Source organism: Pseudomonas putida (assembly GCF_028682635.1).
GTDB classification, from domain to species: Bacteria; Pseudomonadota; Gammaproteobacteria; order Pseudomonadales; family Pseudomonadaceae; genus Aquipseudomonas; species Aquipseudomonas putida_AE.
The window spans coordinates 1-24,601 of the sequence record NZ_JANHLK010000043.1 but is presented as its reverse complement, the minus strand read 5'-3'; the positions used below and the strand labels follow the sequence as shown (position 1 = coordinate 24,601).

Here is a 24,601-nt window from a genome sequence, read left to right as displayed (position 1 = left end):
TATGCAACGGAAAACTCGATAACAATCATCCGAAAGCACCGATGCGCGCGTAGGAAATATGTGATAAAAACGCTGCGCTGCCAAACAATCTGGCAGCAAAACGTTCTCAGGGCGGGGTGCAACTCCCCACCGGCGGTAATTGCGTGCAACACGCATAGCCCGCGAGCGCTTGGTGTCAGACACGGCCTTTGCCGTGAGTGGCGACAAGGTCAGCAGACCCGGTGTGATTCCGGGGCCGACGGTCATAGTCCGGATGAAGAGAGAACGGGATTGGCGCAAAAGGGCCGTCCGCAGCACTCGTGCGAGCGTGCGTACCCTAAAATCCCATTCGATTCATAAGCCCTGTTTTTCACACAAACAGGAATCAGAACATGCAACCCACCGCAATCGACAGCAAAAGCAAACACCATCACGGCGAGCGCGTAGCGTTCATCCAGGCCTGCTGGCACAAGGATATTGTCGACCAGAGCCGTAAAGGCTTCGTCGCTGAAATGATTGCCCAGGGTTATCAGGAATCCGACATCGATTTCTTCGAAGTCGGCGGCGCCTTTGAAATGCCCCTGCACGCCAAGTTGCTGGCCAAGACCGGCCGTTATGCTGGCATCGTCGCCGCAGCCCTGGTGGTGGACGGCGGGATCTACCGTCACGAGTTCGTCGCCCAGTCAGTGGTCAGCGGCCTGATGCAGGTTCAACTGGAAACCGAAGTGCCGGTGTTCTCGGTATCCCTGACCCCGCATCACTTCCATGCCGGTGAAGAACTGCATCATAAGTTCTTCTTCGATCACTTCGTGCACAAAGGTCAGGAAGCGGCGAAGACGTGTGCGGATACGCTGAGCAAGATTCGCGCCCTGCGTCGCACCGAGCCGCGCGCGGTAGCCGTCTAAACACCGACTCACCCTGTAGGAGCTGCCGAGTGAAACGAGGCTGCGATCTTTTGATTTTAAAGATCAAGATCAAAAGATCGCAGCCTGCGGCAGCTCCTACAGTGGGTTTTATGTTGGGACGGGAATTGTAATCAGGTGAGGTTATCGTCGGTGGTCGGCACGATCAGGATGCCGGCGCGCAGGCCGTTTTTCACCTTGGGGTTCGGGAAGATGATCCGGGCGCCCTCCTCCTCGATGATCCAGCGGGTGTTGGCGATGTCTTCCGCCAGCAGGTAACCCACTTCCAGCTCGGAAAAGTTCTCGATGTCCACGGGCAGGTTCAGGCGGAAGCTGTCGCTGTGCTTGATGATTTCCCGTGCCACGCTGAACAGCTGCAAACCGTCCAGCGCCTCTTCAGCCATCTCGGGCTCGGTGCCTTCGATGATCTGCTTGAGGCGGGTTTCCAGCCGGGAGACATTCACCCCGTCGTTCTGCCCGAACGGTCGCGCCTTGCCCAGTTCAAGGGTGAAGGCCTCGGCACCGAGCTTGTCATAGGTGTAGGAACTGAAGACGATGGACGGCTTGTTCTGCAACAGCACCGCCTCCATGCCGGCGGCGCGCAGACGGGCCAACTCCTGGCGCGAATGCTGGCGATCTTCCTTCCAGGGGTACAAGGCGAACTGTTCGATTTTCGAACCACGAATCGCCGTGTGCAGGTCGTAGTGCAGTCGCTGGCGATCCGGCAGGCTGAAGAAACTCGCCGCCAGGCGTTCCAGCTCACAGGCACGCAGGGCTTCGGAGCCACTGCTTTGCTCGTGACGGCCGTTGAACAGCCGATTGACGTCCTGCTCGACGAAACGCTCGCCCTTGCGAATCGCTTCGGGGTTGCCGAACAGGAACAGAATTCGGGCACGCGGCTTCAAGTCGCCGCGGGCGATGTCATGCAACAGGCGATCGAGCAGTTCGATCGGCGCTGTTTCGTTGCCGTGGATACCGGCCGATAACAGCAGGTCCAGGCCGTTGTCGCGTACTTCAGGTGGCCGAACTTCCAGCGCACCTTCGCTCAACCAGCGCATGCGCACGCCTTCGACAGTCAGTTGAGTCTTCTCCGCCGGTTCGCGGCCGGCGAGGGTCAGTTCAAGCAGTTTGCCGAGGGCGAGCATAGAGCGGTTTCCTTAATGGTCGTGATTGCAATCCGGGCCGTGAACGTGGTCCTCGTCGTCACCCAGGTCAGCCGGTTCCATCTCCAGTTGCAGACTTACCAGATTAGTCGCCAATGGGCGCAACAGCAGGTTGGCGTATTCGGCGTCGCCTTCTTCGACGTCCACGCCGATCAGCAACTGGCCACGGCCGTCCTGCTGGATCCACAGCTCTTTGCCTTGCCACATGACCGCGACGCGGGTGCAGGAGGTTTCCAGTTGCGTGCCGTCGGTGTCTTCAAGGATCAGCTGCAGGGTATCGCTCATGTTTTTACGCTCTCGTTTGAGACTTTCAATTGATCTGGAATGGATAAACCGCGCCCAGTTTAAGGATTTGCGTCAGTTCATCCAGTGCCGTCCGGCACTCAAGCAGCAATTGCGGGTCCGCCAGATCGTTTTCGGTCATGCGGTCGCGGTAATGCTTCTCGACCCATTCGGTCAGAGTGCCGTACAACGGTGCCGTCATGATAACCCCTGGGTTGACCGCCGCCAGTTCGGTTTCGTTGAGCGCGACACGCAACCTCAGGCAAGCCGGGCCACCGCCGTTCTGCATGCTCTGCTTGAGATCGAAGACTTTCACTTCGCGGATCAGGCCGCCGGAGCTGGTCAAACCCTGCAGGTATTGCCATACACGCTCGTTGCCACGGCATTCTTCCGGCACGATCAACAGCATGGAGCCGTCAGGACGCGACAGCAGTTGGCTATTGAACAGGTAGGAACGAACCGCGTCTTCGACGCTTACTGCGGAACGCGGAACGCACACTGACTGAAATTTCCCACCGACCTTGGCGAGTTTGCTTTGCAGTTCGGCGAGCATCTTGTCGGTCTCGAGGAAAGCGTCCTCGTGATAGAACAGCACTTCGCCATTACCGACTGCGATCACGTCATTGTGGAACACGCCCTGGTCGATCACCGACGGGTTCTGCTGGGCGTAGACCACGCCGTCATCGCTCAGGCCGTGCAGGCGAGCGACCGCCTGGGACGCTTCGAGGGTCTGGCGCGCCGGGTACTTCTGCGGTGCCGGGTAACGGGTGTCGAAGGCACTGCGACCAAACACGAAGAACTCGACGCCGGCTTCACCGTACACACGGCAGAAACGGGTGTGGTTGGCCGCGCCTTCGTCACCGAACTGCGCCACGGCCGGCAACGCGGCGTGGTGGGCGAAGTGCTTCTGGTCGGCGAACATCGCGCCCAGCACGCGGCTGGTGGTCGGATGCTCGATGCTGCGGTGGTACTTGCAGTTCAGGTTGGCGGCGGTGAAATGCACGCGGCCATCCGCGGTGTCGGCGCTCGGGCTGACGGTGGCGGCGTTGGCCACCCACATGCTCGATGCCGAGCAACTGGCCACCAGCAATGGCATCGCTTCTTTGGCGGCACGTTCGATCACTTGCGCGTCGGTGCCGCTGAAACCCAGGCGGCGCAAGGCGGCCACGTCCGGGCGTTCCTGCGGGGCCAGAACGCCTTGCTGAAAGCCCATGTCCATCAGCGCTTTCATTTTCGCCAGGCCTTGCAGCGCCGCTTCCTTCGGATTCGAAGACTGCTGGCTGTTGCTCTGGGACGCGACGTTGCCGTAGGACAGGCCGCCGTAGTTATGGGTCGGCCCCACTAGACCGTCAAAATTGACTTCATAGGATTTCATCAGCGAGGCTCCACGAGAATCTGTTGTTATGGCTTCAGTAACTGGATTTAAGACCGCGGCGCGGCTATCGCCAGCAGGCTGGCTCCCACAGGTTCGGTAGTGTTCACACATTTTGTGTACGACCCGATCACTGTGGGAGCCAGCCTGCTGGCGATGGGCATCACGCCATTTTCACGCCAGGCGTCAGGGCCGCTGGCAAAGTCAGGCTCGGCGTTTCCAGCGAGGCCACCGGGTACGCGCAGTAATCCGCCGCGTAGTAAGCGCTGGCGCGATGGTTGCCCGAGGCGCCGACGCCGCCGAAGGGCGCGCTGCTCGCGGCACCGGTCAGTTGTTTGTTCCAGTTGACGATGCCCGCGCGGCTTTCCAGCCAGAACTGCTGGTAACGCGCCTCGGAATCCGACAACAGGCCAGCGGCCAAACCGTATTCAGTGTCGTTGGCTTCAGCGATCGCCGCTTCAAAATCAACGTAGCGGATCACTTGCAACAGCGGGCCGAACAACTCTTCGTCCGGGCGATCGGCCACCGCCGTCACATCCACAATGCCCGGGGTCAGCAAGGCGGCCTGGGCCTGGGGCTGGGTCATTTCCAGCAACGCCACGGCGCCGTTGGCCAGCAGATGTTCCTGGGCATCCATCAAGGCTTTCGCCGCGCCGAGGGAAATCACCGAGCCCATGAAGGGCGCCGGCTGCTGATCGAACGCACCGACTTCAATCGACGCACTGACCGCCACCAGGCGCGCCAGCAATGTGTCGCCCCAGGCGCCTTGCGGCACCAGCAAGCGGCGGGCACAGGTGCAGCGCTGGCCGGCAGAGATGAACGCCGACTGGATGATGGTGTACACAGCAGCATCGAGATCGGCGACCTGATCCACCACCAGCGGGTTGTTACCGCCCATCTCCAGCGCGAGGATCTTGTCCGGGCGACCGGCAAATTGCTGGTGCAGGTGATTGCCCGTGCGGCTGGAACCAGTGAAGAACAGGCCGTCAATGCCCGGGTTCGCCGCCAGGGCGATACCGGTTTCGCGCGCGCCCTGCAGCAGGTTCAGGACGCCCGCCGGCAATCCGGCTTCGATCCAGCACTTGACCGTCAGCTCGGCGACTTTCGGCGTCAGTTCACTCGGCTTGAACAGCACGCTGTTACCGGCCAGCAGCGCCGGCACGATATGCCCGTTGGGCAAGTGACCCGGGAAGTTGTAAGGGCCGAATACCGCCACCACGCCGTGGGGCTTGTGGCGCAGCACCGCGGTGGCGTCGCCCAGCGGGCCGCTCTTCTCGCCAGTGCGCTCGCGGTAGCTCTGCACCGAGATGGCAATCTTGTTGACCATGCTGGTGACTTCGGTGGCCGACTCCCACAGGGGCTTGCCGGTTTCCTCGCCGATGGCGTGGGCCAGTTCGTCTGCATGACTTTTCAGGGATGTGGCAAAGGCTTCCAGCACCGCAATGCGCTCTTCCAGGGTGCGCCGGGCCCAGGTCGGGAACGCCTGGCGTGCAGCCTGCACGGCCGACTCGACCTGATCGACGGTGGCACCGGTGCCGGACCACAACACTTGCTGGGTCACCGGGTTCAGCGACTCGAATGCTTCGCCCCCACCTGCCAACCATTCACCTGCAATGTATAGCGACTTCATTATTTCGACTCCCGAGCAGCGGACAACGCCACGGCGCGCACTTGATCGCCAGCGTTGAGTTGAAGACGTTTGGCGGTCAGTGGATCGACCACCAGCGTGCCCGCGGCGAGACGTGCCGGAGCGGCGGTGATGCGGCAGTCTTCGCGCTTGCGGTTGTGAATGATGAACGGCGTGGCGTCGTCACCCGGCGTGCCGACGGCGAGCACCAGTGCCTGGCTGTCGCGCACGGCGCGGATCTTGCCGGTTTCGCACTCGATGGCCGGGCCGGCGTCGAAGATGTCGACGTAGCCTTGATAGCTGAAGCCTTCGCTCTTGAGCATCGACAACGCAGGCTCGGTGTCCGGGTGCACCTGGCCGATCACGTTGCGCGCATCCGGCGACAGGAAGCAGGTGTACAGCGGGAACTTCGGCATCAATTCGGCGATGAACGCCTTGTTGCCCACGCCGGTCAGGTAGTCAGCCTGGCTGAATTCCATCTTGAAGAAGTGCCGGCCCAGGCTTTCCCAGAATGGCGAGCGCCCGGCTTCGTCGGAAACACCGCGCATCTCGGCGATGATCTTGTTGCCGAACAGTTGTGGAAATTCGGCGATGAACAGCATCCGCGCCTTGGACAGCATGCGGCCGTTGAGGCCACTGCGGTAATCGGCGTGCAGGAACAGCGAGCACAGCTCGGAATTGCCGGTCAGGTCGTTGGCCAGGAACAGAGTCGGAATTTCGCGATAGATGTTCAGCTCTTGCGAAGCGCTGACCGTCAGGCCGACCCGGAAGTTGTACCAGGGCTCACGCAGGCCGACGGCGCCAGCGATGGCGGAAATGCCCACCACTCGACCATTGTCGTCTTCGAGCACGAACAGGTAGTCCGCATCGCCCCGCCCGGCTTCGCCGCGAAAGGTCTTCTCGGCCCAGCCGACCCGGTGGGCCAGACGCTCTTCGTTGGCCGGCAAGGTGGTCAGGCCGGTGCCGGTGCTGCGGGCCAGGTCGATCAGAGCGGGTAAATCGCTGCTGCGTACGGGACGAACGATCATGCTATCTCCTCAATCGGGCCGCTTGCGCCACCCGCGAAACTCGCTACTTTCCAAGCATTCTTTGAAGCAGGTGTTAAACCGCCACCAGGCGCACGCTGGCACCTTCACCGACGCCAAGGGCTTCGGCCGTTTCCAGGTCCAGGGTCACCGGTTTGCCCGGCGCGTAGTCAAGCTCGAGCATGACCGCGCGGTAATCCTGCAACTGGGCATTGGCGACCAGATACTGGCGACCGACGCCTTTGACCGGCTCGCCGATCTTCACCGGCACCACGCGGCTCTGGGCGATCGAACGGATCCCCGAGACACGGGCATGCAGGGTCGGGCCGCCGTCGAAGATGTCGATGTAGTGATCGGTTTCGAAGCCTTCGCGCATCAGGATGTCGAAGGTGATCTGCGCCCGTGGGTGCACCTGGCCCATGGCTTCCTGGGCGGAGTCCGGCAGCAGTGGCACGTAGATCGGGTAGTGCGGCATCAGTTCGGCGAGGAAGGTCCGGCTCTTCAGGCCACACAGACGCTCGGCTTCGGCGTAGTTGAGGTCGAAGAAGTTGCGACCGATGGCATCCCAGAACGGCGAGTCGCCATTTTCATCGCTGTAACCGACGATCTCGGTCACCACCGAATCGGCGAAACGCTCCGGGTGGCTGGCGACGAACAGCAGGCGGCCACGGGAATTGAGCTCGGCCCAGGGCGAACCCACCAGCTCGCGCTGCACGTAGAAACTGGTCAGCAGGCTGTTGCCGGTCAGGTCGTGGCACTGGGAGAGCACGTGGATCTTGTTATGAATCTTCAGCTCGCGGGAGGCGTGCACGAAGGTTTCATTACGGAAACTGTAGAACGGCTCGGAATAACCCGCCGAAGCGACGATGGCCGAACAGCCCACCAACTTGCCGGTGGCCGTGTCTTCGAGCACGAAGAAATAGCTCTCTTCACCGTTGAAGCTGACTTCGGCGGCGAACGAGGCTTCGCTCGCGGCGATCTTGTCGCTCAGGCGTTCAACGTCATCCGGCAAGGAAGTGACACCAATCGGGCTGTCCGCAGCCAGACGCTGTACCTCGCCCAGATCAGCCATTTGCGCGGGGCGCATCACCAGCATGGTGTCACTCCTTAATCTCAGAACTTACAGAAGAAAAAACCCGGGCCATCCCTGAAACAACTCAGAGTCAACTGTGGGAGCCAGCCTGCTGGCGATATCGTCCTGTCAGGCAACAATGATGTTGGCTGTCAGGCCCTCATCGCCAGCAGGCTGGCTCCCACAGTTTTGATCCAGCCCGGAACAAAATTGGGTTCGACGCCTGACAGGTCAGGCGCCGAAGGGTCTATCAGGCTTGCGTCAGTTTTGCCGCAGCGCGTTCGAAACGGTCCAGGCCTTCATCGATGTCCGCGTCTTCCACCACCAGGCTCGGGGCGAAACGCACCACGTCCGGGCCGGCTTGCAGCACCATCAGGCCTTCACGCTCGGCGGCGTTGAAGATGTCCTTGGCTTTGCCTTTCCAGGCCTCGCTCAGGACGCAACCGATCAACAGGCCCATGCCACGCACCTGGGTGAACAGGCCGTATTTCTCGCCGATCTGCTCAAGGCGCGCCTTGAACTTGTCGTGCTTGGCGTTGACGCCGGCCAGCACTTCAGGGGTGTTGATCACGTCGATCACCGCTTCGGCGACCGCGCATGCCAGCGGGTTGCCGCCGTAGGTAGTGCCGTGGGTACCGACGACCAGATGTTTGGCCAGGTCTTCGGTGGTCAGCATGGCCGCGATCGGGAAACCGCCGCCCAGGCTCTTGGCGCTGGTCAGGATGTCCGGAGTTACGCCGTAATGCTGGTACGCAAACAGATGGCCGGTACGGCCCATGCCGGTCTGCACTTCGTCGAAGATCAGCAGCGCGTTGTGCGCGGTGCAGAGTTCGCGGGCACCTTGCAGGTATTCCAGTTCGGCCGGAATAACACCGCTCTCGCCCTGGATCGGCTCCAGGACCACAGCGCAGGTCTTGTCGGAAATGGCGGCTTTCAGCGCGGCCAGATCGTTGTACGGCACGTGAGTGATACCGGTGATCTTCGGACCGAAGCCGTCGGAGTACTTCGACTGGCCACCAACGTTCACGGTGAACAGGGTACGACCGTGGAAGCTGTTGAGTGCGGCGATGATTTCGTACTTTTCGCTGCCGAAGCGGTCGAAACCGACACGACGGGCCAGCTTGAAGGCCGCTTCGTTGGCTTCGGCGCCGGAGTTGCAGAAGAAGGCACGCTCGGCAAAGGTGGCATCGACCAGCTTGTGGGCCAGGCGCAGGGCCGGCTCATTGGTGAACACGTTGGACACATGCCACAGCTTGTTGGCCTGCTCGGTCAAGGCACCGACCAGCGCCGGATGTGCGTGGCCCAATACGTTGACGGCAATACCGCCGGCGAAATCGATCAGCTCGCGACCGGACTGGTCCCAGACGCGGGAACCGGCGCCACGCACTGGAATGAAGGCGGCAGGCGCGTAGTTGGGAACCATAACCTGATCGAAATCGGCGCGTTGTACCGCAGCGTGCTCAACGGACATCGGAGTCTCCTGAAGAGAAAACACCCGCCTGAAACTGGCGAGCGATGGGGGGATTGTAAGGACAGTTTTCAGCCCGGCCTTGCCGCCAAGCGACAACTTCTTATAGCGCAAACCCCGGTTTTCCACGGGTTTACGGCAATGCGACATATAGGGTCGCAAAGGCGCAGTTTAAACTGTCGCGAGCGCTTGTAGGAGCTGGCTTGCCAGCGAAGGCGGTGCAGAGCCATGCACTGCCCTTGAGGACGCCTTCGCCGGCAAGCCGGCTTCCTACAGGGGGATGGAGCAGGATGAACGGGCGCTGGGGTTAACCGCGCTCGGAAGGTACCGACGACAATTCGAACGGGCTGCTGCTGCGCCGCTGGTTGCGATCTTCGCGCGGCGTGGCGCCGAAGAAATTGCGGTAGGCGCTGGAGAAATGCGGCCCCGAGGAGAAGCCACAGGACAGGCCGATCTGGATGATCGACTTGCTGGTCTGCATCAACATCTGCCGGGCCTTGTTCAGGCGCAGTTCCAGATAGTACTGGCTCGGCACGCGGTTGAGGTATTGCTTGAAGATCCGCTCCAATTGCCGACGGGACACGCACACATGCTGGGCGATTTCGTCGGTGGTCAGCGGCTCTTCGATGTTGGCTTCCATCAGCAACACCGCCTGGGTGAGCTTCGGATGACTGGAGCCGAGGCGGTTCTGCAACGGAATGCGCTGGCGCTCACCGCCCTCGCGAATACGCTCGACCACCAGTTCTTCCGATACCGCGCCGGCCAGTTCGGCGCCGTGATCGCGGGCCAGTACCGCCAGCAGCAAGTCGAGCACCGACATGCCGCCACAAGCGGTCAGGCGATCGCGATCCCAATCGAACAGATGGCTGGTGGCGATGACTTTCGGAAAGCGCTCGGCGAAATCATCCTGCCAGCGCCAGTGCACGGCGGCGCGGTAACCGTCGAGCAAGCCCAGTTGCGCCAACGGATAAACACCGGCCGACAGCCCGCCGATCACGCAACCGGCACGCACCAGCTGCTTGAGCGCACTGCTCAACGCCGGCGCGAGACTGGTCGGCGGCTCGTCAGCGAGCAGGAACAGTTTCTGGAAGTTTTCCAGCTTGCCGGCCCAGGCTTCACCGGGCAATTGCCAGGCGCTTTCGCTCGGTGGTTCGGCCTGCAGGAAGGACAGTTCGTAGACCACATCCGGGTGCACACGCTGGGCAACTCGCAAGGCCTCCTCAGCCAGCGCCAGCGTCAGTGCTTTAGTGCTGGGCCAAATCAGGAAACCAATTCGATGGGCAGTCATGGTGGGCAATCCGAAGCGAAAAACAGTGATGAAGGCATGGGCCAATGCTAGCCCGTAAATGAACGCAAATCACAAAACCTACACAGATCCCTGTAGGAGCTGTCGAGTGAAACGAGGCTGCGATCTTTTGACGTGAACAATCAACATCAAAAGATCGCAGCCTTCGGCAGCTCCTACAAGGTACACAACGGCAGCCTTGATTATTTCAAGCTGCCGGACAGGAATTGTTGCAAGCGCTCGGACTGTGGATTAACCAGCACCTCACGCGGGTTGCCGCTCTCTTCGACCACACCTTTGTGCAGGAACACCAACTGGTTCGACACTTCACGGGCGAAGCCCATTTCGTGGGTCACCACGACCATGGTCCGGCCTTCCTGGGCCAGGGCCTGCATGACTTTCAGCACGTCGCCAACCAGCTCCGGGTCGAGTGCCGAGGTCGGTTCGTCGAACAGCATCACCTCAGGTTCCATCGCCAGGGCACGGGCAATCGCCACGCGCTGCTGCTCGCCGCCGGACATGTGGCCCGGGTAGGCATCCTTGCGATGTGCCACGCCAACCTTGTTCAGGTAGTGCTCGGCTTTCTCGCGGGCCTCGGCCTTGGACACGCCCAGTACATGCACCGGCGCTTCCATGATGTTTTCCAGCGCGGTCATGTGCGACCACAGGTTGAAATGCTGGAATACCATCGACAGGCGCGAACGCATGCGTTGCAGCTGTTTCGGGTCGGCGGCTTTCATCGCGCCGTCCTTGTTCGCCACCAGCTTCAGCTCTTCGTTGTTGAGCAGGATCCTGCCCGCGTGCGGCTGCTCCAGCAGGTTGATGCAGCGCAGGAAGGTACTTTTGCCGGAGCCACTGGAGCCGATGATGCTGATCACATCGCCAGCCGCCGCTTTCAGGGACACGCCCTTGAGCACTTCGTGACTGCCATAGCGTTTATGCAGGTCTTGGACTTCAAGCTTGTACATGCGGTCGGTTCTCACAAAAACAGTCAGTCAGTCGTTGAGCAAGCGCCCGTGACGCAGCGCTTCGCGCCCCGCCACCTTGGCCAGCCAGAAACCGGGTTGGGCGTAACGCAGCCGTTCAATGGCAAACAGCACCCCGGACGTACCAGCACACACCGTGCTGACCCGATCCGCCAGCGGATCGATCACTTCGAAAATCTCGTCGCCTGCCTCAACCCATTCACCGGGCTGGCGCAGGAAACTCACCACACCGGGGTGCGGCGCGAACAGCAATTCGGTGCCTTCGAACGGCAGGCCTTCGCAGGCTTCCTGGGCAGGTTGCGGCCATTCACCGCTGATCAACCCCTGCTCGGCGAGGAACGCCAGGATGCCTTCGGCGTAAGCCTCGGTCTCAGCGCGACCGGTATCGGCCTGACCGCCCAGTTCCAGGGTAGTCGCCAGGCACGCCAAGGGAATCTGCGCATTCGGGAACAGACGCGACAAGCGCAACCACGGCAGCGAACAAGCTTCGTCGAAGGAGCTGCCGCCGGAATCTTCCGCCAGCAAGCCAACCCGAACATTCAGGTGCGCGGCCAGCGAACGCCACTGCGGCCAGTGCTGCGGCAAGGCGTACATGTGCAGCGCCGCTTCGGCATCGCAATGCAGGTCCAGCACCACATCGGCAGTGCAGGCATGGCTGAGCAGGATGCGCTGCATGCCCTGCAACTGGCTGCTGGCCGGTGGCAGTGCGGCCAGATGATCGCTCATGGCCTGACGGATCAACTGGATATTGGCGTGCGGATCATCGCCCAGATGGCCATCGAGTTGTGCGGCCAATGGCGCGCTCAGCTCGACGAAATCACGGTTGAAGTTCTTGCCGCTGCCGGCCTCGAAACGCCCTTGATGATTGCCTTGGAGCAACTGACCGAGGCCCAGTGGATTGGCCACCGGCACCAGTTCGATCACGCCGTTGAGCAAGCCCTGGGCTTCGAGTTCAGCCAGGCGCTTTTTCAGTGCCCAAGCGGTGCGCATGCCCGGCAGCTCATCGGCGTGCAGGCTGGCCTGGATGTAGGCCTTGCGCTCGCCACTGCCGAAGCGGAACACCGAAATCTGCCGTTCGCTGCCCAGGTGACTCCACGGCAAAACATGATCGATGCGTTCCATATCAGTGCTTCCGCGGGGCCAGGTAGCCCAGCCAGCGGCGCTCGGCCATCTTGAACAGCTTCACCAGGATGAAGGTCAGGCACAGGTAGAACACGCCGGCGGTGATGTACGCCTCGAACGGCAGGTAGTACTGGGCGTTGACCGTGCGCGCGGCACCGGTGATGTCGATCAGGGTCACGATGGACGCCAGACTCGTGGTCTGCAGCATCATGATCACTTCGTTGCTGTACTGCGGCAGTGCCCGGCGCAGGGCCGATGGCAGCAGGATGCGCTTGTACATCTTGAAGCGTGACATGCCCATGGCCTTGGCCGCTTCAATCTCGCCGTTCGGCGTGGCACGCAGGCTGCCGGCGATGATTTCGGCGGTGTAGGCGCTGGTGTTGATGGCAAACGCCAGGCAGGCACAGAAGGTCGCGCTGGACAACCACGGCCAGAGGAAACTTTCACGCACCGCTTCGAACTGCGCCAGACCGTAGTAGATCAAAAACAGCTGCACCAGCATCGGCGTACCGCGGATCACGTAGGTGTAGAGCCAGGCCGACATGTTGACGACCGGGTTCTTCGACACGCGCATCAGGCCCAGCGGCAGCGCACACAACAGGCCGAAAAACAGCGACAGCGCGAGCAATTTAAGGGTGGTCACCAGGCCGCCGAAGTACAGCGGCAAGGCCTCCCAGATGACGTTGTAGTCGAAGATCATAGCTCAGCCGCCCTTACGCCTACCGAGTAGCGCTTCTCGAGGTGACGCAATGCCAGCAACGAGACACTGGTGATCACCAGGTACATCGCCGCCACTGCGAGGAAGAAGGTGAATGGCTCGCGGGTAGCATCTGCCGCCTGCTTGGCCTTGAACATCATGTCTTGCAGGCCGACCACCGAAATCAGCGCGGTGGCCTTGGTCAGCACCAGCCAGTTGTTGGTGAAACCCGGAATCGCCAGGCGAATCATCTGCGGCACCAATACCCGGAAGAACACCTGGAAGCTGCTCATGCCGTAGGCCATGCCCGCCTCAGCCTGACCCTTGGGGATCGCCATGAACGCGCCACGGAAGGTTTCCGACAGGTACGCACCGAAGATAAAGCCCAGGGTGCCGATACCGGCGGCCAGGGGATTGAGGTCGATGTAGTCGTCAAAACCGAGCAGCGGCGCGACGCGGTTGAGCAGGTCCTGGCCGCCGTAGAAAATAAGCAGGATCAGCACCAGGTCGGGGATTCCGCGGATCACCGTGGAATACAGGTCGCCCAGCCAGGCCAGCCAGCGCACCGGCGACAGACGCAGTGCCACGCCGATCAGGCCCAGGACAATGGCCAGGGCCATGGACGACAAGGCGAGCTGAAGCGTCAGCCAAGCGCCATCGAGGATGACAGCCCCGTAGCCTTTCAACATGATTCAGGTCCTCGAAAGTTGGGATGAAAAAATGGCGCAAACCTCAGAAAACCTGCTGCTTGCGCCATTTCGGACTTGTCGTGTTACTTGCCGTAGATATCGAAGGCGAAGTACTTGTCCTGGATTTGCTTGTACTTGCCGTTGTCGCGGATGGCCGTGATCGCGGTGTTGATCTTGTCTTTCAGCGCGTCACCCTTGCGAACCGCGATACCTACGCCGTCGCCGAAGTACTTGACGTCGGTGAACGCAGGACCGACGAACGCGAAACCTTTACCGGCGTCGGTTTTCAGGAAACCGTCATCCAGCAGCGTAGCGTCTGCCACGGTGCCGTCGAGGCGGCCGGCGGCCACGTCGAGGTAAATTTCGTTCTGCGAACCGTATGGCTTGATCTCGGCACCCAGCGGGGCCAGGACTTCGCGGGCGAAACGCTCGTGGATCGAACCACGCTGCACGCCGATGTTCTTGCCCTTGAGCTCGGCCAGGCCTTCGCTGACCTGAGTGCCTTCCTTCATGACCAGGCGAGCCGGGGTGTTGTAGTACTTGTTGGTGAAGTCCACGGACTTCTTGCGGTCTTCAGTGATCGACATGGACGACAGGATCGCGTCGATCTTGCGCACTTTCAGTGCCGGGATCAGGCCGTCGAACTCTTGCTCGACCCACACGCACTTGACCTTCATCTCTTCGCACAGGGCGTTACCGATGTCGTAGTCGAAACCGACGATGCTGCCGTCCGGCGCTTTCGAAGCGAACGGAGGGTAAGCCGCTTCGATACCGATCTTCAGGGGTTTTTCATCGGCGAAGGTTGGCAGGGACAGCACGCAGGACATTGCCAGGGCGCCAAGCAGCACGAGTTTCTTCATCTTGGGACTCCATCGGTAAAGGGCTAAAACGGCAGAGTGAGCGACAGCCCAATATGCGAATGAGTGGAACCGGAAAGCGTTGCTGCGTCCTGGGATGCGGGTGTTTAAATTCAACACAGGCAACGACGAGCGAGTGATCGGCATTCTAACGACAGGCCCGGAGCCGATATTTCTTCAATGCGACAACTAGTTACAGATGCACCGAGAAAGCCGTTCGAGCACGTTGACAGCCCTGCAAATTCATGCGAGAGCAAAAGACGGTAAACCGATCTGTATTGCAAGTTGCGGGCCTATTATTGGCAAAGCCTTCTAATCCGGCAAGCGCAGCGTGGCTTCTTATTTTTTGCGGGAGCATCCGAGGGGCCTTGGCGTTTCCCAATGCCCCGAATCGGCGCATGGCGGTTACACATTCAGTAACCTGAAAAGTCGCAGGTAACAGTAGGAAACATCCCACAGGGGAAGCCGATAATTATTGGCTGTTGTTTATGCGGTGGCTGTTCTGGCCCCTTCGCGAGCAAGCCCGCTCCCACAGGTTTCCATGGTGTGACACAGATCGCGAACACTCCATAGCCCCTGTAGGAGCGGGCTTGCCCGCGAAGAGGCCCGCAAAGCCACCACAAAACTCCAGGCAACAAAAAGCCCCACCAGGCTCAACACCTGGCAGGGCTTCGATGACGCTGAACGCTACTTAAGCAACATTCATCGTCCTGTGCGTATCAATCAAATGCTGCACCACACCCGGATCCGCCAGGGTGGAAATATCCCCCAACGCATCGTATTCCGCCGTCGCAATCTTGCGCAGAATCCGCCGCATGATCTTGCCCGAGCGAGTCTTCGGCAGCCCCGGCGCCCACTGGATCACATCCGGCGAAGCAATCGGACCAATCTCCTTGCGCACCCAGTTCTTCAACTCCAGACGCAGTTGCTCGCTCGGCTCCTCACCATTTTTCAAGGTGACATAGACATAGATGCCCTGCCCCTTGATGTCGTGCGGCACGCCAACCACCGCCGCTTCAGCGACTTTCGGGTGAGCGACCATCGCGCTTTCGATCTCGGCGGTGCCCATGCGGTGACCGGACACGTTGAGCACGTCATCCACGCGGCCAGTGATCCAGTAGTAACCATCGGCATCGCGACGGGCGCCGTCACCGGTGAAGTACATGCCACGGAAGGTCTTGAAGTAGGTGTCGACGAAACGGTCGTGATCGCCATACAGCGTACGCGCCTGGCCTGGCCACGAATCGAGAATCACCAGGTTGCCCTCGGCCTCGCCTTCGATGATGTTGCCCAGGTTGTCCACCAACGCCGGCACCACGCCGAAGAACGGACGCGCCGCGGAACCCGGCTTCAAGCCATGGGCACCCGGCAGCGGGCTCATCAGGGTCGCGCCGGTCTCGGTCTGCCACCAGGTGTCGACGATCGGGCAACGGGATTGACCGACATTCTTGTAGTACCAGTCCCAGGCTTCCGGGTTGATCGGCTCGCCCACCGAGCCCAACAGCCGCAGGCTGCTGCCATCGGCGCCCTCAACGGCGGCCGTACCCGCGGCCATCATGGCGCGAATGGCGGTCGGGGCGGTGTAGAGGATGTTGACCTTGTGCTTGTCGACGATCTTCGCCACCCGGGTGATGTCCGGATAGTTCGGCACGCCTTCGAACAGCAACGTGGTCGCGCCATTGGCCAGCGGGCCATAGACGATGTAAGTGTGGCCGGTGACCCAGCCGACGTCGGCGGTGCACCAGTAGACTTCACCCGGGCGGTAGTCGAACACGCGCTCGTGGGTCATGGCCGCGTACAACAGATAGCCGCCGGTGGTGTGCTGCACGCCCTTCGGCTTGCCGGTGGAGCCGGAGGTGTAAAGGATGAACAGCGCCTCTTCAGCACCCATCTCTTTAGGTGCGCAAACGGTGCCCGCCACTTTCATCAGGTCTTCGTACCAGATGTCGCGGTGCTGGTTCCACTTGATGTTGCCACCGGTGCGCTGGCACACGATGACTTTCTGGATGCTGCTGGTTTCCGGGTTGGTCAGGGCGTCGTCGACGTTGGCCTTGAGTGGAATCTTCTTGCCGGCACGAATGCCTTCGTCGGCGGTGATCACCACTTTCGACTTGCAGTCGATGATGCGACCAGCCAGGGCCTCCGGCGAGAAACCACCGAACACCACCGAGTGAATCGCGCCGATCCGGGTACAGGCCAGCATGGCGACCACGGCTTCGGGGATCATCGGCATATAGATGGTCACCACGTCGCCGCGGTGCACGTCCTGGCCACGCAAGGCGTTGGCGAACTTGCAGACTTGTTCGTGCAGCTCGCGGTAGGTGATGTTGCGGCTTTCGGAAGGGTCATCGCCTTCCCAGATGATCGCGACCTGATCGCCGCGCTCGGCCAGATGGCGGTCCAGGCAGTTGTAGGAAACGTTCAGGGTGCCGTCGGCGAACCACTTGATGTCGACATGGTGATCGTCGAAGGAGGTCTGTTTCACCGTGGTGAAAGGCTTGATCCAGTCGAGGCGCTTGGCCTGCTCGCGCCAGAAACCGTCCGGGTTGACGACCGACTGCTGGTACATGGCCTTGTAGGTCGCCTCGTCAGTCAGCGTGTTGGCCAGAACCTCGGGACGAACGGGATACAGGGAAGCCGCACTCATCTTTCTTACCTCGGTGGAATAGTTGTTTTTGTATGACCCTGTTGTAGCCCGGGCGGGGCCTATAGAACCATTCGACGATGGTAGTAACAAGCCCACACCAAATGTCCTGATACCAGCACGAATCCCACACAACCCCTGTGGGAGCGAGCCTGCTCGCGATAAACCTGAGCACACCACGGGGCATCAGACAAAAGGCTATCCACCGATTGTTACAAAATCCGTCAAAGGTGTTTATCAAAACCACGCCTATATGAATGCCACCCCCACGCCTAAAATTCGCTCCGCCAACCCGGCAAACTGAGTTAACCAAGTTACAGCCCCCACGAAGGCAGTTAACCCAACCCCAAGTAGCCCGATCCACACGCAACCCCAAAAAGGTTGCGTGACCCCACTCGACTTGAAAAAGGTAAACACTAGATGAAAGCTTTATTGGTTCTGGCCCTCAGCAGCCTGTGCGCAACCGCCATGGCAGACGAGGCCCAGACTGATGTCGCGCAGCAACAACCGGCCATCGAGGATTACACTTACTCGATGGACCTGGACATCGCCAAAGTTATTTCAATGAGCGAAGTTCCCAATGTGTGTGAAGTTGTCCCGGCAAAAATGGAATATGACGACTCCAAAGGCCAGCGCCATATCCTGCGTTACAGCGTCATGGGTAACGGCTGCTCCAGCGGCTGATCTGACTGCGCCGAATCCGGCCTCTCCAGCGCTTCGCTGAAGGTCGATTCCAGCCCGGCTCGCGCCGGGCTCAGTTGTGTCTTAACTGGTCAAAAATCGCCCACAAACACAAGATGTAGTAAAAAAGCCCCTTTTCTGCTCACTTTTTGAGCAAAACCCATTCCCCGCCATTTGCGCGAAAAAAATCTTTCACCCGCCAAAGCCCTGTAAACCCTCGCTCCGACCGAAAAACCTGCCCTCTTGACCGCTCCATGCGCGGATTCGCCCCACCACGACCGTGAAAATTTCCCTATAATGCGGCCTTAAACGGGCCTGCAATATCCCCTTACAGGGATGAATAGCCAGTCTGAAGCCCCGCAACGGCATTCGATGCCGATTGCGCCCATCAGTGGCTCTCGGAACCCCGTACAAATTTATGTTTATTTGCCTGCGTGTACCGCTGCAAAAAACGCTATCCAACGCGGCCAGCACCGCCGTGTGAAAAACCAACCGATCATTTTCACACGGGCACACTGGCCCTCACGCAGGAGACGACACGTCATGCTGAGCTGGGACGAATTCGACAAAGAAGACACGGAAGTAGCAGTCAAGAGCGCCAACGCTGGCCACGCCACCGAAGCCAACATGGACCGTCTCGACAGCGCCGGCGGTGCCGCCGCCCTCGAAGCCCGTGCCGTGACCGCCGCTGACTCTGCCGCCGTTGCCCGCGCCAAAGCCGCCCTGGATTCCCTCGACGTTGCCGAAGGCCTCGCCGAACTCGAAGGCGCCTCCGCCCGTGTCGCTGTCGATGAAAAGCGCATGATCAACTGCCGTGCCGACCTCAACCAGCTCGTACCTTTCAAGTACGACTGGGCCTGGCAGAAGTACCTGGACGGCTGCGCAAACCACTGGATGCCGCAAGAAGTCAACATGACCGCCGACATCGCCCTCTGGAAAAACCCGGAAGGCCTGACCGACGACGAGCGCCGCATCGTGATGCGCAACCTCGGCTTCTTCTCCACCGCCGACTCCCTGGTTGCCAACAACCTGGTCCTGGCCGTGTACCGCCTGATCACCAACCCGGAATGCCGCCAGTACATCCTGCGCCAGGCCTTCGAAGAGGCGATCCACACCCACGCCTACCAGTACTGCATCGAATCGCTGGCCATGGATGAAGGCGAAATCTTCAACATGTACCACGAGATCCCATCGGTCGCGAAAAAAGCCACCTGGGGCCTGAAATACACCCGCTCGATCTCCGATCCGAAGTTCGAAACCGGCACAGTCGAAACCGACAAAGAGTTGCTGCGCAACCTGATCGCCTACTACTGCGTCCTGGAAGGCATCTTCTTCTACTGCGGCTTCACCCAGATCCTCTCCATGGGCCGCCGCAACAAAATGACCGGCGTCGCCGAGCAGTTCCAGTACATCCTGCGCGACGAATCCATGCACCTGAACTTCGGCATCGACGTGATCAACCAGATCAAAATCGAAAACCCACATTTGTGGGATGCTGAAATGAAGGAAGAAGCGACCCAGATGATTCTGCAAGGTACTCAGCTGGAAATCGAATACGCTCGAGACACCATGCCTCGTGGCGTGCTGGGCATGAATGCGGCGATGATGGAGGATTACCTGAAGTTCATCGCTAACCGTCGTCTGAGCCAGATCGGTTTGAAAGAAGAGTATCCAGGGACGACTAACCCGTTCCCTTGGATGAGCGAGATCATGGACTTGAAGAAAGAGAAGAATTTCTTTGAGACTCGCGTAATCGAGTACCAAACCGGTGGTGCGCTTAGCTGGGATTGATTCCTTGGCAAGCCACGATTTAGCGACTTGAATCGCCAAATCGAACATCTAAAAGCCCCGATCTGATCGGGGCTTTTTATTGACAGTAGGAAAACTCCTCCCGCTTACTCAGCAGTCGCAAAACCTCCTACAGCAATTCCAGATAAATCCGCATTGATGACCATTCAAAGCGACTTTAATCTCTGCTGCAGGTGCCTAAGAAACGCCCAACGTAGAAGCTAACCTCATCACACAGAACGCATGCTGCTACCAGCATGTAAGCGCATTCGTGTGTGGACGAACAGCTTCGTTGGGATTCTTAAGTCCTCTACGTTGGGCTCCGGCCCTCTTCAAATTCAAACGTAGAGGTAATGGAAATGCCTGCACAAACTCCACACCGATCGGTAATGACCGATCCTCTCGGATCAACAGTCTTCCACCGCCATAACCTCCCACTCCACGCCCTCCTCCTTGAAAACCAACCATGGTTCTGTGCCCGCGATATCGGCCGCTTGATGGGGTTCCACTTGAGTGAGCGCATGCTCAACAAACTGGACAAAGACCAGCACCGCACATTGTGGATTGAGCATTACCACCAAACGCAAAAACAACTGATGCTCAGTGAGTCCGGTGTGTATGCGCTGTTGGTGTATCACTACGCACCCGGAAATCGGTTGTTGCGCGAATGGCTAACCCATCAGGTCGTACCGGCCCTACGAGATGCTGATCAATCGAAGAACTCGGATCGGCCGATGTTGAGCTTGTTGGACTGGCCGGAAATGTCGTTGAGTCTGTTGCATTGGCAGGATGAAGGTTGGATTCGGCTGCGCGACATGCCTTACCTGCTGCACGACCACACGCAGCAGCGAGTAACTGTCGCTAAGCCTTGGTGGCGGAGAGTCGCGCAGGTGTTTGAGTCACCGAAGCATTCGAGGAGGCGCTTGTAGGACCTTCCTCAAGATCTGTCGCTATTTCTTGTAGGAAATTTCGTAGACAGTCGTAGTGGCCACTCAGTATCGTCCGAGGGTTTTCAACCCTCGGCGATTGTATGAGCGAAAAGATAAAAGACAGCGACTGGAGCGTTTCTGAAATCAAGGCCGCGGTGGATGCCTATCTTAAGATGCTCGCGCTGGAGCTAAGCGGTCAGAAATTCGTGAAGACTGAAGTGAATCTTGCTCTACGCGAAACAGCTTTACCCACCCGCACCAAAGGCTCCGTCGAATTCCGGATGCAGAACATCTCTACGGTTCTGATGAAGATGGATCGGGAGTTCATCAAGGGATACAAGCCTGCCAAGAATGTTGGCTCGAATGTTGAACAGCTAATTCAGGTCGCGCTCACCGAACGAGGCGTTCAGTCTGGCGCCCCCAACGCTCCGACAGCTGATGAGCAAACCCTAGAGCGTCGTGCTGCTGCGCTTCAAAAGCTAAAGATCAAGGAGCCGCCAAAAGGCATTAAGAAACCGAAACGAGCGGCGAGCTCAAGCACAGTTTTTGTCCGTGACCCCGAGGTGCGAGCGTGGGTGCGAAATGAAGCCGAAGGTCGATGCGATGGCTGTGGCGAACCTGCCCCATTTCAAAAGCTTGGGTTGCCTTATCTAGAAGTTCACCACGTTAAGCCGCTCGCCGAAAAAGGCTCGGATCAAGTCACCAACGCCGTAGCGCTGTGCCCAAACTGCCATCGTCGCTGTCACCATTCGAGCGACAGTGAGGAGTTCACCGCTTCGCTTTATAAGAAGGTCAGACGGTTGATTCCTGAGTAATCGAACTCTGTGTCGGGACCGCTTACCGACTCAGCGAAGTCCAAAGCAATTGCATGACCAGAAAGCTTGATGCGGACCAGAGACAAATGATGCTCATTGACCTCTATGGTGCCGCGAAAGAGCGTTTGATGGTGAGTGAGTCAGGGGTGTATGCGTTGTTGATTTACCACTACTGCCCCGAGAACAGATTGTTGCGAGAGTGGCTAACGCATCAGGTCGTGCCTGCGCTGCGTGATGCACGGCCATCGCGAATGGTGGAGCGGCCAGCGCTGAGCATGCTTGATTGGCCCAAGATGTCGCTCTGTCTGTTGCATTGGCAGGATGAACCGTGGATTCGTTTGCGGGATATGCCATGTGTGTTGGCGGATGATCCTTTTAATAGGCGTGAATCCTGGTGGCGGAAAGCAACACGGGTCATGCGCGGATTCTGATTGTGTGCTCCCCGATCCTGAGTTGATGAAGCTGGCCGACAGCCTGTTGGCCAATTTCCGAGAGCCCGAGGATCTGATCGGCAAAAGGTCTTGGAGTGTCTGCACTATTGCAGTGGCTCGAACGCTTGCCGAAGCTTATCTTCCAGCGCCCATATCTCCCGCTTCACTTCCATACGCCGCTCACGGGCGGCTTGAATGCGAGCCTCATCAAGGCCGCCGTAGCGGCGTAACCAATGAACGATCATTTCCTCATCAGGGTAGTAATAGTCCTTGTGGCCTTTACTGCTTCGCGGCGTGTCGTTCATGTCACTGTCGAAGCGTCCAGCGGCGAATTCATCCGGGGGCAACGTACCCCATTCGGCGGCGCAATCCTCGAATATCCAGGCAATTTCATTGAGGTGTTTTTGCGCACCGCGATGCCCGCGTTTGTAGAACACGTACTCGCGGCAACTCTCCTGGAAGCGCTCCATCATCGGCTCATCATCGACCCAGCGAAGGATGTCGTGCTGGCCCGCATGGTGGATCAGGCCGTGTATCCAACGCTCGGCAAAACGATCGACGAAACCTTCGACATCCGCTTTTTTTGCCTCCGCGAAAATCATGCAATACCGGGTTTTCACATGGATGACGAACAGCACATGTTTACGTTGAACGGTGATGGCGTGGACCAGCCACTGTTCGGCTGACACGTCAGGCGTATCGTCCTCAATGATGAGCGACGGCGGTTTCTCCACCGGGGTGATTTTCTTGCCCTTGTGGACACGACTGAAAAAGTTGCTGGCGGCTTCGGTGCAATTGAAGATCAACATCCTGGTTCTCTGGTAGAAGGCTGGCGATAGCGGTTGTCAGTCCTGCCGCATGATCTCATCAGCCCATTCAATCTCATAGGGCTGGCGTACAGCGTCAGCAATCTCTTCCTGCGCCGCTTCACTGAGGACCGACAACTCTGCATCGGTTAGCAAGTCGTGTTGACCATCATTCTCAAAGCCATAGTTGCCCTTGAGCGACTGTAATGATCGAAAGTCCGGACGATGTCTTTATCCCGGTCGCGCATCAGCCGATAAAGCATCCCGTACCGGGCTTGAGCCGAAAGCGCACAATGTTCAGTGATGGTCCTGGCATCGGCCAACACACCTTGGCAGAAACGATCGAGCGCAACCTTGCGCAGTTTCTTGAACTTCTTCCAGTCGCTTTCGAGGATGGACATGAGCATTACCCCGGCGAATGATCATACAATGCGGTGCAGAGCTACAGGATTCGGTTTGGGAGGCCAGGCTTTCTAGATGTCATTACCTAAGGTTAAAAATTTTCGCAATGCACCACAGCAAGACTAGTGACACTGAAAGTAATAATACGCTGCGCCTCAAAAAAACCAGTTTGCGCTTTATTGGCGCTGGAAGATTCTCTATGTCTTGAGCACTGATACTGCCATTTTCGATACCTCTACGTGGTGACGAGACGTAATCGGCAATGTTGGCGATCATCCTCAACCGCCCCGATAGCCCTGCGTGTCGCCAGAAGGCGAGAACGGTAATCGCCGGGCTGTTTTTCAGGTGCCCAAGGAGTACATCCATCTTGGTATAGGCCATATGAAGTGCTACTACGAGCCAGACGAAGATCAGTAGGAGGATTACCCCACCGAGAGTACCGAATATCATCGATGCTTTACTCATCTCGTTGCCTCGTAGATAAGGTCACCGATCCAATCGCCAAACCCGCTGCCTGCTGCTCCCCCGACCAAAGCCCCTGTTACTACCGCTACAGCGGTGCATATCCCGGTCCCTAAACCACCATTAGGTGCTCCGAGTGCAATACAGAGCCTGCCGGTTGTCTCAACTGACAACGTTGCACCTACGACGGCACCTCCTATGATTCCGCCAGCAAAGCTACCCGCCTCGGTGAATCTAACACGCTCGCAAGCTTCGGTATTTCCCGCCGTACACACATCCTGCACCTTCATGGCAGATGCACCTCCACCGACGGCAGTACCCAGCCAACCGCCGTATTGAACGTATTTAGAAGCCTTCGCCACACCTTCAAGATGGGTGGCATGACCTGGGATTTGCCCCCCAGGACTGGCATGGGTCCAGTGGTGGACCAGGCTTTGGCTGGAAATACCCAACTTTTTTTTCAAGTTGATATGGTCAGGGAATCCAATGCCCTTGCGGGTCAGTGCCGTCATATGGCTGTTCAGTTGTGCGAGCAGACGCTGGCGCTCTGCAAAGAACGCTGGCGAACGCAGATGCCCATCTCTTTGCAGTGTATTCTGTTGCAACGCTTCAATATCCCTCAAGGCATTACCTACGTTATCCAGGTTGTTCTTGAAAATACTCGCGCCAACGCCAATAGCGTTCGAGCCGTAGGTCAGGAAGGCCTGGATGACATCACGGTGTTGCACCATGAAATCCGCTTCTTCCGGGCTAAGCGTTTCAATGATCTGGTTGGTCTTGGCCGCCACGTCCATGAGCAGGGCTTCTTCACGGGTGCACTGGTAGTTGTTGGGGTCACTCAGCACGATCATCGAGCCGGCTTTGACGTCGCCCAGGTTGGGGTTCAGTAGTTTGAATTTGCCCATCACCGCCGGGTCACGCACGATGAACAAGGAGGCTTCAAGCTGTTCGCGGGTGGTGCTTTTAGGCACGATGTAGAAGCCCGGTTCCTGGGCCGCTGCACCGCCCGGGAACACTGGCTTGGGAGTGTTCGATGCAGACGCGAAACCGGCTGATCGTGGCGCTGCCGGATTGCCGGCGAGAGGTGTAGTCGGTTGGGATGCGGCCCTTGTGGTCT

General features: G+C 59.0%; 22 protein-coding genes, 2 pseudogenes and 1 riboswitch. Of the genes and pseudogenes, 6 read left to right on the top strand and 18 right to left on the bottom strand.

Annotated features, from left to right (window positions below):
* Positions 1–98: 98 nt before the first annotated feature.
* Positions 99–270: riboswitch (FMN riboswitch) on the top strand.
* 101 nt (positions 271–371) lie between these two features.
* Positions 372–884, top strand: coding sequence for a 6,7-dimethyl-8-ribityllumazine synthase (locus tag NPS56_RS29390; RefSeq protein WP_274077896.1), 513 nt, complete (start codon positions 372–374; stop codon positions 882–884).
* Between the two features lie 131 nt (positions 885–1,015).
* On the opposite strand, the gene astE is transcribed toward NPS56_RS29390, so the two are convergent.
* The 14 genes from astE to acs form a co-directional block, all read right to left on the bottom strand.
* Entirely contained in the window at positions 1,016–2,026 is a 1,011-nt protein-coding gene (gene astE, locus NPS56_RS29385) for a succinylglutamate desuccinylase (RefSeq protein WP_274077895.1), read from the bottom strand.
* A gap of 12 nt (positions 2,027–2,038) precedes the next feature.
* The gene (locus NPS56_RS29380; protein WP_018926388.1) at positions 2,039–2,329 is read right to left on the bottom strand and encodes a hypothetical protein; all 291 of its coding nucleotides are present in this window, start codon (positions 2,327–2,329) and stop codon (positions 2,039–2,041) included.
* Positions 2,330–2,354: 25 nt separating this feature from the next.
* Positions 2,355–3,701 (bottom strand): N-succinylarginine dihydrolase, encoded by a 1,347-nt coding sequence (gene astB / locus NPS56_RS29375; RefSeq protein ID WP_274077894.1) that lies wholly within the window; start codon positions 3,699–3,701, stop codon positions 2,355–2,357.
* A 160-nt stretch (positions 3,702–3,861) separates the two neighbouring features.
* A complete protein-coding gene (gene astD / locus NPS56_RS29370; protein ID WP_274077901.1) occupies positions 3,862–5,331 on the bottom strand; it encodes a succinylglutamate-semialdehyde dehydrogenase in 1,470 nt (489 codons plus the stop codon).
* On the bottom strand, positions 5,328–6,353 hold the full coding sequence (astA, locus tag NPS56_RS29365; protein WP_274077893.1) for an arginine N-succinyltransferase: 1,026 nt from the start codon (positions 6,351–6,353) through the stop codon (positions 5,328–5,330). Before astA ends, astD begins: the two co-directional genes overlap by 4 nt.
* Positions 6,354–6,426: 73 nt before the next feature.
* The gene (aruF, locus tag NPS56_RS29360) at positions 6,427–7,446 is read right to left on the bottom strand and encodes an arginine/ornithine succinyltransferase subunit alpha (protein ID WP_046819614.1); all 1,020 of its coding nucleotides are present in this window, start codon (positions 7,444–7,446) and stop codon (positions 6,427–6,429) included.
* Between the two features lie 226 nt (positions 7,447–7,672).
* A complete protein-coding gene (locus tag NPS56_RS29355; RefSeq protein ID WP_274077892.1) occupies positions 7,673–8,893 on the bottom strand; it encodes an aspartate aminotransferase family protein in 1,221 nt (406 codons plus the stop codon).
* 304 nt (positions 8,894–9,197) lie between these two features.
* On the bottom strand, positions 9,198–10,178 hold the full coding sequence (gene argR, locus NPS56_RS29350; protein WP_274077891.1) for a transcriptional regulator ArgR: 981 nt from the start codon (positions 10,176–10,178) through the stop codon (positions 9,198–9,200).
* 200 nt (positions 10,179–10,378) lie between these two features.
* Positions 10,379–11,143: an ABC transporter ATP-binding protein gene (locus NPS56_RS29345; RefSeq protein ID WP_034151461.1), complete on the bottom strand. Its 765-nt coding sequence runs from the start codon at positions 11,141–11,143 to the stop codon at positions 10,379–10,381.
* Between the two features lie 27 nt (positions 11,144–11,170).
* The gene (locus tag NPS56_RS29340; RefSeq protein WP_274077890.1) at positions 11,171–12,283 is read right to left on the bottom strand and encodes a M14 family metallopeptidase; all 1,113 of its coding nucleotides are present in this window, start codon (positions 12,281–12,283) and stop codon (positions 11,171–11,173) included.
* Between the two features lies 1 nt (position 12,284).
* Positions 12,285–12,983 (bottom strand): ABC transporter permease, encoded by a 699-nt coding sequence (locus NPS56_RS29335; RefSeq protein WP_274077889.1) that lies wholly within the window; start codon positions 12,981–12,983, stop codon positions 12,285–12,287.
* Positions 12,980–13,669 (bottom strand): ABC transporter permease, encoded by a 690-nt coding sequence (locus NPS56_RS29330; RefSeq protein WP_274077888.1) that lies wholly within the window; start codon positions 13,667–13,669, stop codon positions 12,980–12,982. Before NPS56_RS29330 ends, NPS56_RS29335 begins: the two co-directional genes overlap by 4 nt.
* A gap of 83 nt (positions 13,670–13,752) precedes the next feature.
* Complete coding sequence (locus NPS56_RS29325; protein WP_274077887.1) at positions 13,753–14,529, bottom strand: ABC transporter substrate-binding protein; 777 nt, start codon at positions 14,527–14,529, stop codon at positions 13,753–13,755.
* A 688-nt stretch (positions 14,530–15,217) separates the two neighbouring features.
* The gene (gene acs, locus NPS56_RS29320; RefSeq protein ID WP_274077886.1) at positions 15,218–17,173 is read right to left on the bottom strand and encodes an acetate--CoA ligase; all 1,956 of its coding nucleotides are present in this window, start codon (positions 17,171–17,173) and stop codon (positions 15,218–15,220) included.
* A 417-nt stretch (positions 17,174–17,590) separates the two neighbouring features.
* Between acs and NPS56_RS29315 the strand changes: the two genes are divergently transcribed.
* The 5 genes and pseudogenes from NPS56_RS29315 to NPS56_RS29295 form a co-directional block, all read left to right on the top strand.
* Complete coding sequence (locus NPS56_RS29315; protein ID WP_274077885.1) at positions 17,591–17,854, top strand: DUF2790 domain-containing protein; 264 nt, start codon at positions 17,591–17,593, stop codon at positions 17,852–17,854.
* A gap of 540 nt (positions 17,855–18,394) precedes the next feature.
* Complete coding sequence (locus NPS56_RS29310; protein ID WP_075945352.1) at positions 18,395–19,642, top strand: ribonucleotide-diphosphate reductase subunit beta; 1,248 nt, start codon at positions 18,395–18,397, stop codon at positions 19,640–19,642.
* 386 nt (positions 19,643–20,028) lie between these two features.
* Entirely contained in the window at positions 20,029–20,568 is a 540-nt protein-coding gene (locus NPS56_RS29305) for a BRO-N domain-containing protein (protein ID WP_274077884.1), read from the top strand.
* Positions 20,569–20,669: 101 nt separating this feature from the next.
* Entirely contained in the window at positions 20,670–21,383 is a 714-nt protein-coding gene (locus NPS56_RS29300; protein ID WP_274077883.1) for an HNH endonuclease, read from the top strand.
* A gap of 53 nt (positions 21,384–21,436) precedes the next feature.
* A pseudogene (locus tag NPS56_RS29295) lies at positions 21,437–21,814 on the top strand (BRO-N domain-containing protein); the annotation flags it as partial.
* Between the two features lie 104 nt (positions 21,815–21,918).
* Here NPS56_RS29295 and NPS56_RS29290 read toward each other — a convergent pair.
* The 4 genes and pseudogenes from NPS56_RS29290 to NPS56_RS29275 form a co-directional block, all read right to left on the bottom strand.
* On the bottom strand, positions 21,919–22,623 hold the full coding sequence (locus NPS56_RS29290; protein WP_274077882.1) for a DUF6933 domain-containing protein: 705 nt from the start codon (positions 22,621–22,623) through the stop codon (positions 21,919–21,921).
* Between the two features lie 36 nt (positions 22,624–22,659).
* Positions 22,660–23,021, bottom strand: a pseudogene (locus tag NPS56_RS29285) (hypothetical protein).
* A gap of 82 nt (positions 23,022–23,103) precedes the next feature.
* On the bottom strand, positions 23,104–23,487 hold the full coding sequence (locus NPS56_RS29280; protein WP_274077881.1) for a hypothetical protein: 384 nt from the start codon (positions 23,485–23,487) through the stop codon (positions 23,104–23,106).
* The coding region (locus NPS56_RS29275; protein WP_274077880.1) for a PAAR domain-containing protein at positions 23,484–24,601 on the bottom strand (1,118 nt) is incomplete at its 5' end. The genes NPS56_RS29280 and NPS56_RS29275, both read right to left, overlap by 4 nt.